General features: G+C 72.5%; 8 protein-coding genes. All 8 read right to left on the reverse strand.

Features of this window, described 5'->3' with window-relative positions; genetic code table 11:
• Positions 1–16: 16 nt before the first annotated feature.
• The 8 genes from ACRAKJ_RS16585 to ACRAKJ_RS16620 are packed head-to-tail and all read right to left on the reverse strand — an operon-like array spanning position 17 to position 11,918.
• On the reverse strand, positions 17–622 hold the full coding sequence (locus ACRAKJ_RS16585; protein ID WP_438923975.1) for a hypothetical protein: 606 nt from the start codon (positions 620–622) through the stop codon (positions 17–19).
• Complete coding sequence (locus tag ACRAKJ_RS16590) at positions 619–6,564, reverse strand: eCIS core domain-containing protein (RefSeq protein ID WP_438923976.1); 5,946 nt, start codon at positions 6,562–6,564, stop codon at positions 619–621. The genes ACRAKJ_RS16585 and ACRAKJ_RS16590 overlap by 4 nt, the downstream gene beginning before the upstream one ends.
• On the reverse strand, positions 6,561–6,806 hold the full coding sequence (locus ACRAKJ_RS16595) for a hypothetical protein (RefSeq protein ID WP_438923977.1): 246 nt from the start codon (positions 6,804–6,806) through the stop codon (positions 6,561–6,563). Before ACRAKJ_RS16595 ends, ACRAKJ_RS16590 begins: the two co-directional genes overlap by 4 nt.
• On the reverse strand, positions 6,797–8,737 hold the full coding sequence (locus ACRAKJ_RS16600; protein ID WP_438923978.1) for an AAA family ATPase: 1,941 nt from the start codon (positions 8,735–8,737) through the stop codon (positions 6,797–6,799). The genes ACRAKJ_RS16595 and ACRAKJ_RS16600 overlap by 10 nt, the downstream gene beginning before the upstream one ends.
• Positions 8,734–9,945, reverse strand: a complete 1,212-nt coding sequence (locus ACRAKJ_RS16605; RefSeq protein ID WP_438923979.1) for a DUF4255 domain-containing protein — start codon at positions 9,943–9,945, stop codon at positions 8,734–8,736. The genes ACRAKJ_RS16600 and ACRAKJ_RS16605 overlap by 4 nt, the downstream gene beginning before the upstream one ends.
• Entirely contained in the window at positions 9,942–10,592 is a 651-nt protein-coding gene (locus ACRAKJ_RS16610; RefSeq protein ID WP_438923980.1) for a hypothetical protein, read from the reverse strand. The genes ACRAKJ_RS16605 and ACRAKJ_RS16610 overlap by 4 nt, the downstream gene beginning before the upstream one ends.
• Positions 10,585–11,391: a hypothetical protein gene (locus tag ACRAKJ_RS16615; RefSeq protein ID WP_438923981.1), complete on the reverse strand. Its 807-nt coding sequence runs from the start codon at positions 11,389–11,391 to the stop codon at positions 10,585–10,587. The genes ACRAKJ_RS16610 and ACRAKJ_RS16615 overlap by 8 nt, the downstream gene beginning before the upstream one ends.
• A gap of 2 nt (positions 11,392–11,393) precedes the next feature.
• The gene (locus ACRAKJ_RS16620) at positions 11,394–11,918 is read right to left on the reverse strand and encodes a phage tail protein (RefSeq protein WP_438923982.1); all 525 of its coding nucleotides are present in this window, start codon (positions 11,916–11,918) and stop codon (positions 11,394–11,396) included.
• Between the last annotated feature and the right edge of the window lies 1 nt (position 11,919).

Consider the following 11,919-nt stretch of genomic DNA (forward strand, 5'->3'; position numbering starts at 1 on the left):
ATGTCGAGGTAGCGGGTCATGAGCCAGGAACACCACCCCGGTCGAATGCTGCGAGAACATTACGTGCAATATCGCGCAGACGTCGGTCCGGATCTTCCTGCGCTGTTGTCTGTAGCAATTCTCGATACTGGGGGAAAGGTACGTACGACATAGCCCATATAGCTGCTTCCCGCAGGCGCGTATCCTTGTTGGCCAAGTTGTCCCTGATCTCGTTGAAGAGAGGTTGGTTGAAGTTCTCGGAAGCTCCTATCCCGGCTTGGACGAGCGCCCGTGCTTTATCGGCTGCGCGACGCGTTCTGCGGGCGGACTCAAGCAGTTCGTCGGTCGAGAAGGTGTTGAGGTGCTTCGCGGTCAATTGTGCGGCGGCGTCTACGGCTTGCGGGTCGTCACCGCTGACCGTCACGGCGGGGGTATTGGACAGGTCGTCGATCAGGAAATGGAGGGTCAGGGCGGGGCCGGCCGACCACTGGACCTCATATGGGATGCCTTGGCGGGGATCTGCCGGGATTTCCCCGCGGCAGGGCCACCCCAGCGCGTCCGCGAATCGTTCGACTTCCGCTTCGGCGGTCGACGGATCGGTGCGCAGGACGAGCGAACGGGCTCGATGTCGTTTTTCGATCACGGGGTCGACTCTCCTCTGGCTTGGTACATGCGCACGAAGGTCTGCCAGTCTATCCCTCGGCGTTTCGCGTCTTGCCAGAGCTGGAACATCTTGACTTCCTTGGGGGCGGTGCCGTACATGGCGTGCACCCTTTTTCGTATCTGGTCGTACAGTTGGTCCTCTGTCGACTTCTTCGAAGACCGGTCGACCTTGATGTCCAGAGTTTTTATCCACGCTTCGACGATTGCCATCTCCGCCTTCATCATTTCTTTGGCGGGGTTGCTGAGTTGGCTTTCCTGCATGCCTGAAAGTCTGCCGTGGTTGAGATAGTCGTCGAGTTCGGTTGCCGCAGCCTGGGCGCCGACCGGCGTCATCTGAAACTTGGGCAGCTCCTGGCTCAAGTCGCCGCGCATCGCCGTCTCGATCATCAGGGCGCTTGTCGTCGTCGCAGATATGCTGCGCATCCCTTCGACATCGCTGAAGATGTCGGCAAGTTCCGCCGCCAACTGCATGTCCGGTCCATGGCTGCGACCACCCTTCAAAAGCTCGGCTATCTGGGAGGTTATGGTTCTGCCAACGCCCAGCTCACGCAGGTTGCTGATGATCTTCAGGTAGCTCTCCTTGTGCTTGGTGTTCGTGCCCGAAGTGGGGATGGCGGCTGACCCGCTCTTGCTGGTCTTCGACGCTGCGGGAAAGTTGACCCGCACGACCTTGTTTCTTATTCGCTGGAAGCGGCTCATCAGGGCTTTGAAAAAACCCTGGTAGCGGGTGACCGTGATGGGGTCCCCCCGGCTGCGCTTCAAGTCGATGTCCTCGTGGACGAACGTGTACTCGGCTGGCATGCCGCGTGAGTACCGCTGGATCGCTCCGAACCCGACGCCTTCCTCGACCTTGAGGACGGTTCGCGGCTTGGGGTCGACTCCGCGCAGCTCGGTCGTCCTGGTTATGCCGGTGGCAGCTCCGGTGGCCGAGGTGCGCGAGTAGACCACTTCGCGGCCGACTCTGCGGAGGAAGAGCAGAAGCCGATCCCGGTCGACTGTGGCGCCGTTCGAGAAAACTTCGGTAGGGTTTAAACGTGCCCGAATTCTGAAGTTCTCATTGCCGGTGGTGGACAGTTCATTTAGTCGGTACCAGGCCCGGAACGAAGTCAGAACAGTGCGGAGTGTTCCATTGCGCATCCCTCGTCGCAGCATGGAATCGATCCTGGGCCTGATCTTCGCGACGATGAGGTCCAGGCGGCGTTGCTTCGCTTGTGGGGAGTTCTTCTGTTCGTCGCGCTTCTGCTTGGCGTCCTGCCGCTGCTTGGCCTTGGCCTTCATGCGGTCGCGGAAGTTCCGGTACTTGTCCCTCAGCTTCTTCGCAGTATTCATGAGCGACTTGCCGATCTTGCTGTTCGCGACCTTCTTCCCGACCTTCTTCAGCGTCGTGGCGACCCGCTTGACCCCGTTCGCCACGGCCCTCTTCGCCTGGTTCGCTCGACTCCGGGACGAACCGGCCTCAGGACGAGCTGGACGACCAGGACGGCCGGGGCGCTCAGGGCGGCGACCGGGCGCGCCGGAGCGCGTGGGACGGGCGACGGGACGTCCGGGGCGCGGGCGACCCGGAGGGCGGCGGAGGGCGGCACCCGCGCGTTGCGCCCCGCGACGAGCCGCGTTGACCGCACGACCGGCGGCCTTGCGCGTGCCCTTCCCAGCCCGCTTCAGGCCGGCCATGATCTTCTTGGCCATCCCCTTCAAAGCGTTGCCCACGCCCTTGGCCGCACCGGCCAGCTTGGCCATCAGGAAGTTCGTGATGAACTCCAGCAACGCCACCACACCGGCTGCCACGGCCGCCGCGAACAGGCAGGCGGCGGGGCCGGCCTTGACCGCCTTCACGAAGGCGATGAAAGCCCCGACCGCGGCGATGATCTTGCTGATCGTCCCCCACGCCGCCATCAGGCCCTGGACCACGGCCAGCACCGCACCGGCGGCGGGGACGATCAGGGACACCAGCCGCTCGACCACGACCATCACGATCATCACGGGCAGCGCCGCGATGATCGCGTCCCACACCATCTTGCCGATCTTGGCCATGTTGATGCAGCCCTTGACCAGGACGTCGATCACGGTCTTGCCCAGCCCGACGATCGCCTGGACCTTCTCGTTGAACCACTGCCGCACGGCCACCTTGATGGCGTCCCACAGGTGGTTGCGAATTCCCTCGACCGCCGCCGCACCGAGTTTGCCCAGCCACGCGCCCACGCCCATCGAGGCGATGTCGGCGATGATCGCGGCGAACTCGCCGAGCATCTGGATCGCGGCCTTGGCGAACTCGATCGCGGCGTTGACCGCGCTGCGCACCACCTCGACCGCCGCCTTGAGGCCCTTCTCCAGCAGGCGCAGCAAGCCGGTCAACGCCTCGGCCAGCTTGTTCAGCAGGAACTCAACGCCCGCCTTCAGGGCGTCCGCCAGCTTGTTCACGGCGGCTACGGCCGCGTCGCGCGCGGCCTCGATGCCCTTGCGCATTCGCGCGGCCAGCTCGGGGAAGAACAGCGCCAGGACGTCGCAGAGCTTGAGCAGCACGGTCGCCAGCGCGTTGATCAAACCGATGATCGCGTTGCGGGCGGCGTCGATCAGGCCGGTGACGATCGAGGCGAAGGTCTTGATGATGCCGTTGACCAGTGCGACCGCGGCGTCGAAGATCGCGGTGATCGCGTTGAGCAGGCCCTCGAAGAAGCTCTTGACCTTGGAGGCGATCCAGCTGAAGAAGCCGCCACCCTCCGACTCCCTCTGCTTGGCCTCCTTCTCCTTGCGCGCCTTCTCCTCGGCCTGTTCGCGCTCGTGCTGGATCTTGTCGTTGTCGTCCTCTTGACGCTGCTCGGCCTCCTTGTCGGTGTCCTCCTTCTCCTCGTGGATGCCGGTCCGCGACGCCTCGTGCTCCTCGGTGGCCTCGCTGTTGCTCTCCTCGACCTTGGCGTCCTGCTCGGCCCGCCACCCCTCGCGCTGCGCCTGCACGTCCGCGGCGACCTTGCCGCGCTCGTCGGCCTGCGCGGCGCTGTTCTCCTGGACCTGCTGCGCGACCTGCGCCTCGTGGTCCGCCTTCGCCTGGGCCTCGCCCTGCTGCCTGGTCTGCCGTTCGGTACCCATCTGGGCCTGGCCCCGCGCCACGCCCGCCTGGATCTCGGCTCCCCGCTCCTGCTGTGCGACGACAGCGACGCCCTGGTCGGCACCACCCGCCTGGACCGGGCCGCCACCCCCGCCGCCCTCCGCCGAGGGCACCTGGGCGGTCAGCGTCTCCGGCGGCGCGTTGGGGAAGACCTGGTCCTCGCCCATCGGCTTGGCCGACTCCTCGCGACCCGCCGTGTGCAGGGTGGTGGAGGCGTTCCGCAGTTCGGTCGTCTGCTCGTCGGTGCGCGCCGGGTCGTGCTCGCCGGTCAGCTCGACCTTCGGGGCCGGCCCGACGGTGGTGTTCAGCGCCGGATCGGTGGTCGGGACGTTGTCCACCGCGTCCTGGACGTCCCGGACCTCCTGCTCGGACATCTGCCCCTCGGCGTTGCCCGCCACGTGCGGCCGGGGGACCTGCTGCGCCTGGTTCCCGCCCTCGACGCGCTTGGCCTCGGCCTGGCGCTGCTCCTCCGCGGCCTGGGTCTCCTTGGCCTTGGTCAGCTCCACCTGCACCGGGTCGCCGGGCGGCGCGGCCTCGGGCGGGCCGGTCAGGACCTGCGGGGCGCCGGACGGGCGGGTGGTCGTCGGGGGAGCGGCCTGCAACGCCTGCTGCTCCTTCGCGACGTCGTTCGACGCCGCCGCGTCCACCTGGGACAACGAGGTCTGCATCGTGTCCGGCGGCAGGGTCGCCACCGTGGCCAGCGCCCCCTCCGGCGGCTGGCCGGACACGTCCGGCAGGGGTGCCTGCCGCTGTTCGGCGGGCGCGGGAGCCGCTGCGCCACCGCCACCGCCACCGCCACCCCCACCACAGCCGCCGCCGGCTCCCGCGGCTTCGGGCTCGGCCGGGGCGGGGCCGCCGTCGCAGCCGCCACCGCCGGGTTCCAGTGACGCCTCGGGAGCCGGACCCGCGTCCACGTCCGCTGCGCCCGGCGTGTCGACCCCACCACCGAGACCCGGACCCGCGCCGCCACCGGGACCGGGACCGCCCGCCAGGTCCGGAGCCGGACCAGCCCCGCCCGCGGGTTCGGGACCGGCGGCGGGACCGGGGTCGCCCGCGAACGCGGTGGGCTCGGGGGCCGCAGGGTCGACCGAGGTCGCCGCGCCACCAGGTTCGGCGACCTCCGCCCGGCCGTTGTCCGCGCCCATCGGGCCCAGGGGTTCCGGTGCGGCGGTGACCGGTTCGGCAGCGGGTTCCGGGCCTACCTCGGCGTCCAGCGGTTGCTCGGCGGGCGGTTCTTCCTCGGTGACCGGCGGGGGAGGCGCTTCGGGGGTCGCTTCAGGGGTCGGTTCGGCTTCGGCTCGTTCCGGTGGGTCCTGCTCCTCCGCCTGCTCGGCCTTGGTCGGCGGCGGGCTGGGGAAGGTCGGGGCCTGCTGCGGTGGCGGCGACCCGCTCGGGGGCAGGGTGATGCGGTCGGCGGTGGGGACGGTGGACACGTCCAGGTCGGTGGCGGGCAGGTGGTCCTCGGGTTTGAGGGCCGGCGGTTCCGGGGGTTCGTCCTCGGCCTTGGGCTCCTCGGGCTCCGGTACCGGCACCTCGGTGTCCGCCGCCGGGTCGAGGCCGATCGGTTTTTCCTGCTCCTCCACCCGCTCGTCCTGCCCGGGACGTTCCAGCAGGCCGTGCTGCACGAGCGGGCTGTCCGGGGCCTGCGCGGCTTCCTCCACGCGTTCCGGGGCCGCTTCACCGGGTTGGGTCGCGGCGGGCGCGCCCTCGGGCGCGGGTGTCGCGCCGGCGGGTGGCCCCTGGCCGGCAGGCTGTTGTGCGCCCGGTGCGCCGGGCTGGTGCGCGGCTGCGACCTCCTCGGCGGGCGCTTCCCCGGCCGGTGCCTCCTCAACCGGGACCGGGACCGGGGCCTCGACAGGGGGTTCTTCGGCGGGCTTCTCCTCCTCGGCTTCCTTCTCCTCCTCGGGCTCCGGGACGGGTTCCGGTTCGGGCTCCCCGGGCCGGGGTTCCTCCTCCGGCTCGGGCTCGACGCCCGGTTCGGGTTCCGGCTCCACACCCGGCTCGGGCTCGGGAACGGGTTCGGGTTCGGGCTCCGGCACGGGTTCCGGCACGTTCGGCGTCTCCACCGGACCCGGCGTGGTGCCCGCCTCCTCCACCAGCGCCAGCACCCGCGCGTAGTCCGACGACGGCAACCGCCGTTCCAGCCGGGTCAGCACCTCCACGCGCAGCTCCGGCGTGAACCGCGCCAACTGCGCCCGCACCCGCCGCGACGCGTCGGCCGGGTCGCCGCGCAGGCTGCGCAGCACGCCCGCGACCAACCGGTCCACCAACGTCGCCGGGTCGAGCCGCTCGGTGCGCATCCGGTCGGCGTCCACGGTGGCGTACCGCATCCACGCCGCACCCTGCGCGCCGCGTGGGACCGGCGAGGGGGACACCTCGTCCGACCGCGCCACCCGCTCGGCCTCGACCTCCAGCGGTTCGGTGGGCAGCGACACCGCGCCCGCGTCACGTCCCTGCGCCACCGCCCCAGACGGGTACGGGGCCTGCGCGGTGTGCAGGAGCTCGTGCACCAGCAGCCGCCGGCCGTCGGGGGTCTCCGGGCGGAACATGCCGTGCCCGAAGAAGATGTCCCGGCCCACGGTCACCGCGTCCGCGCCCAGCAGGTCGGTCACGGCCGCCGCGTCCCGGTCGTGGTGCACGCGCACCGCGCTGAAGTCGTGCCCCAACCGGGTCTCCAGCTCGCGCCGCAGACCGAGGTCGATCGGGTGCCCCGGTGACGCCAGCACCTCGCGCAGCTCGCGCAGCGGCCGGACCGGGGCCGACGACCGGTCCTTGCCCTTGCCCGCTTCACCCGGCGTGCGCGCCACCGCCCGCGTCACGGCGCGCCCCCGCCCAACCCGCTGTGCACCGACCGCGCCAGGGCCACGCCCAGCACCCGCGCGGACGACGTCCGGGGCACCGCGGGCACGCCCGCCACCACATCCGCGTCCACCGGGACGTCGACGGGGGCGCGCAGCAGCAACCGGGTCAGCTCCCGCCGGAACGACTCGACCAGCACGTCGGCGTCCACCCGGCCGAAACCGGTCACCACCAGCTCGTCGATCTCCACCGTCACACCCACCCGGCCACCTCCGCCGAGGTGAGCGAGCGGTCCAGCTTGAGGTACTCGGTGCGCGCCGCCGCCAGCACGTGCCGCATCCCCAGCGGGACGTCCTGCTCCGCCGCCAGGAACGCCGCCGACAGCGCGATGTTGCGGATGCTGCCGCCCGCCACGGTGAGCTGCGCCAGCCGGCGCGCGTCCACGCCCGCGGTCGGGGTGTCGGCCGGGATCACCCGCCGCCAGATCTCCGCGCGCTCGTGCTGCCCGGGGAACGGGAAGTCCACCACGAACCGGATGCGCCGCAGGAACGCCGTGTCGAGCGCCTTCTTCATGTTCGTGGTCAGGATCGCCAGGCCCCGGTAGGACTCCATGCGCATCAGCAGGTAGCTGACCTCGATGTTGGCGTACCGGTCGTGGCTGTCCTTGATCTCGCTGCGCTTGCCGAACAGCGCGTCGGCCTCGTCGAACAGCAGCAGCGCGCCGCCGCCCTCGGCCGCGTCGAACACCCGCCGCAGGTTCTTCTCGGTCTCGCCGATGTACTTGCTGATCACCTGGGACAGGTCGATGACGAACAGGTCCAGCCCCAGTTCGCCCGCGAGCACCTCGGCGGCCAGCGTCTTGCCGGTGCCGCTGCCGCCCGCGAACAGCGCCGTCACGCCCAGACCGCGCCGCAGCACCTGCTCGAAACCCCACCGCTGGTACACGGTGGACCGCTGCCGGACGTGCGCGAGGACCTCGCGCAGGACCGCCCGCTGCGCCTCGGGCAGCACCAGGTCCGCGGTCACCGCACGCGGCTCGATGCGCTGCCCCAGCTCGTCCAGCGCCAACCGCGCCTGGTCCAGGCCCGCGCGCCAGGCCAGCTCGGCCGGGTCCCCGGAGGCGCGCCGCACCGCCGTCCCGGCCGACCGGATGACGTGCGCGGGCAGCGAGAACTGCGCCACCAGGTCGCGCAACCGCTCCTCGGGCACCCCCGCCCCACCGCCGTTCGACGCCGAACCATTCAGCGCCGAACCGTCCAGCGCCGAACCGTCCAGCGCCGACCGCCACAGCGCGCGCTGCTCGTCCTGCGTGGGCCGGTCCAGCACGACCCGGGGCCACGGTCGCCTGCCCGCCGGCACCGGGTCGTCCGCCGACACCACGACCGGCACGCCCAGCCCGTCCACGAACGCCCGCGCCGCCGCCTGCTCCCGACCGGTCACCTCGACCAGCAGCGCCGACGGCAGCAGCAGGGCCTCGCGCTCCCACAGCGCGCACAGCGCCTCGCGCTCGACGGCCGTCGAGGGCACGTCGTCGGACGACAGCGCGTGCAGCGCCACGCCCGCCGACCGGGCGGCGCTCGCGGCGACCTCCCACCGGGTGTGCCGGTCGGCCCCGACGAGGTGCGCGTGCGGCCCCTCGGCCCACCACCCCGCCACGGCGCCGGCCGCCTCCCGGTGCGACCCGGGCAGGTCGTCGGGCACGTCCACCCGCGACACCAGGCCGCGCAGCCGGTCGTCCAGGTAGGGCACGCCGAGCAGGAAGTGCAGCACCCGTTCGTCCACGCGCAGCCGCGCGGCGGTCAGCACGGGACCGGGGTCCGGTTCGACCAGCCGCCACCGCCGCAGCGGCGCGACCGGCGTCGTCGCGCTCCAGTGCGCGTCGTCGAACGCGGCGAAGGCGTGCGCGAACGTCGGCACGGGCGCGTCCGGGCGCAGTTCGGCGGCGACGGCCAGCAGCAGCACCCGGCGCTCGAACGTGCTCAGCCCGAAGCACGAGCACACCGCCTCCAGCGCGCTCAGCCCGCCCCCGTCCGCGCCGACCGCCCCGCCCTCGCTGTCCACCCCGTCCGCGCCGACCGCCACGTCTCCGCCGACCGCCCCGTCCCGACCGGCCAGGACGGCGTCGACCGCGTCCACGAGGGCGGACCGGTGCCGGTCGCCGTCCTCGGACCACCCGCCCCCCACCGCACTCACCCGGTGACGTCGAGGGTCGGTCCGGTGAACGTGCCGCCGGAGTGGATCAGCGGGCTCTCCGCGCCGTCCACCCGCACCCGCACGAGGTAGGTCCCCGCCGCGACGTCCCGCACCGGCACGGTCTGCTCGGTGCCCGGCGACGCGGGGAACGGCGCGGTGAACTGGTGTCCGCGCGGCCCGCCCGCGGGCGCCTGCTCGTCCAGCAGCAGCAGGACGCGCTGCTCGGGCGCCACCGGGAGGTCCAGCTCCACCCGCACCGCGGTGCCCGCTACCAGCGCCACGTCCAGCACCCGCGGCCGGCGCACGTACGGCACCGCGTTGGACTCCAGCCAGGGGCGCGTCGACCCGCCGACCCGCACGTCGTGGCGCAGCTGCACCGGCCACACCCCGGCGGGCAGGTCCGGCGGCTGCGCGAGCACCACGGCGTCGTCGCGCACCCGCACGACCTCCGCGTCCAGCCCGCCCACCAGCGCGCCCACCCCGGGGCCGGCGAGGTTCGCACCGAGCAGCACCAGGTGCCGGTCGGCGGTGACCGGGCCGTCGTCGGGCGGCGTGCCCGCCGGGGCGTCCGGCGCGACCGACAGGACCCGGTCGAGCACGGGCCTGGTGAACGCGGTGACCGCGATCCGCCGGTCCAGCACCGGTGTGCCCGACGACGGCGTCGACAGCCCGTCGAGCAGCACGGCGCTCGCCAGGTACGGCACGGACAGCGCGTAGGGCGTCTGGAGCATCGTGGACCAGAGCTTGGACAGGTCGTCGAGGTCCACCTGCGCGGGCGTGAACCGCACGAGCTGCGGCGACGCGCCCAGGTCCGAGCCGAGCAGCGGCGGCCTGCCCACCGCGTCCTGGATGTCGGCCCTGGTCAGGACCGGCTGCTCGTGCAGCGCGGCGGCGACCGCGCCGAGCAGCCGCTGCGGCACCAGCTCGACCTCGTCGCCGAAGAAGCTGATCAGGTAGTGCAGGTCGATCGCGGCCTGCGGGCGCTTGAGCACCGTGCCGTCGGGGCCGCGGGTGACCGCGTCCTGGTTGCGCAGCGCGGCGTTGGGCGTGACCTGGTAGCAGAAGACGGTGACCAGGGCGTCCGTCGTGGGTTCCGCGGGCGGTTTGGTGGTCGAGACGTTCGCGCCGACCTCCACCGCGGTGACCGCGCGGGCCAGGAAGCCCTGAAGCGCCCTGGTGACGGTGGCGACAGCCAGGAAGTTGCTCATCGGTGCTCGTCCTCGCGGGTGAGGTAGCGCTCCAGGCTCAGCACCGGTTCCGGCCGCCGGGGCGCGGGGCGGGCGGGGCGGGCGCGTTCCGGGGCCGCCGCGACGACCTCGACCCGGCCGATGGACACCCGCACGACGGGCTCCGGGGCCGCCAACGGCGGGGGAGCGGGGGCCCGCCGGGGCTCGACCGCGGGCGGCGGCACGACCGCGCCCGCCCGCCGGGGTCCGCGTCGGGCGACCGGTGGCGCGGTGGGCCGCACGGTCACCTCCACCGTCTCCGACCGCTGCTCCAGCACCGTCTCCCGGACCACCTCGTGCCGGGTGGCGCGCTCGGTGGTGACGCGGGTGCCCGACACCTCGACCCGGGTCTCGCCGGGCACCGGCACCGCGCGGGGCACGGCCACCGGCGGGATCGGTGCCGGCTGCCCGGCCGGTCCGCGCGCACCCGCCGGGCCGGGGACGCCGGGAGCGGGCGGCCCGGCGGTCGGGAACCGGGGGAGCGACGGGGGCGACCACACCTCCACCTCGACCTCCGACTCCACCTCGACGTGCTCGAACACGTGCGGCAGGCGGGGGCGCGCGACCGGGCCCGCCGCCGGGAACCCCGGCACGGCACGCGCCAGCAGGCGGTCGAAGTGGTCAACCACGGCCCACCAGTCCCAGGTAGTGGCGGCGGCGGACGGGGCTCAGCGCGAGCACGTCCGGTTCCGTCCAGCCGTAGGCGGAGGCGAGCGCGTGCACGTCGTCCAGCAGCGACCGCGCCCAGCTGTCCAGCTCGGCCCACAGGTGGCCCACGACGTCCACGGTCGCGGTGGTGCGCAGCCCGCACTCCACGCACGGCATCACCACGCGCACGTCGGCCGCCGGGTCCGCCTCGGCCGCGGCGTCGGCCACCAGACGCACCACCTCGGCCGGCACCACCCCGGGCACCGGCGGCCCGTCGTGCGCCGATCGCCCGTCGTGCGCCGATCGCCCGTCGTGCACGGGCCGCCCGTCGTGCTCCACGGCGAGCACGCACCGGCGCAGCAGCACGTCCCGCGCCGCCGCGGGGTCGAGCGCCGCCGGTTCGAGCGCCGTCGGTTCGAGCGCCACCGCCGGGTCGGCCGCCACCGCGAGCAGGTCCGCCGACGTGGGCAGCCGGAACCGCACGAGCCACGGCCCCGACCCGACCTCCAGCACGTCCGGCACGTCGACCCCGGCGTCGAGCACGTTGGCCACGTCGAAGTCGAACTCCTGCTCGGTGCCGCAGCCGGGGCACGCCACCAACCCGGTCAGCCGATCCCCGAACAGGGCGCGGCGCAGCCCGAACAGCCGCCGGTCCCGCGCGCCCACCGCCAGGTCCGGCGACGCCTCGCCGGTCAGCGCCTGCAACAGCAGGGCGCGGCGCACCGGTCCGGCCGCCAGGCCCGACTCCCACGTCGCGAGCAGTTCCGCCGGGCCGCGCACGGTCAGGCCGGGAACTGGAAGGACGGCTCTTCGGGCTCGGCGACCTCCGGGTCGCGCTCCCACCCCTCGTGCTCCAGCTTCAGGCTCTGGATGGCCACCGCGTTGGCGTTGGCGTCCAGCTCGCCGACGATCTGGTACTCGGCGACCCAGGCCCGGTAGACCTTGTAGGCCACGGCGACCTGCCCCGCCTCGTTGAGCACCTGGATCACGATGTCCTTGCGGAAGTCCCGCAGCGACGACTCCGACCCGCGACCCTGCCCGACCGACCAGACCTTGTTGGCCCAGCGGTCGAACTCCGCGTCGTGGGTGACGCCGCGCTCCAGCGTGATCGCCTCGAACTCGGTGCGCCCCGCGGACTTGCGCGGTGAGCTGGCGTCGCCCCCGCTGCGGTGCTTCACCACCTCGGTGGTCCGCTTCAGCGGACTGATCTTGGACACCCCGGCGACCGGACGACCGTCCCACAGCACCACGAACTTGAAGTTCTTGTAGGGGTCGAACCGCTGGGGGTTGACGATGAACTCGGCCATG

This window comes from Saccharothrix sp. DSM 118769 (genome assembly GCF_052936295.1).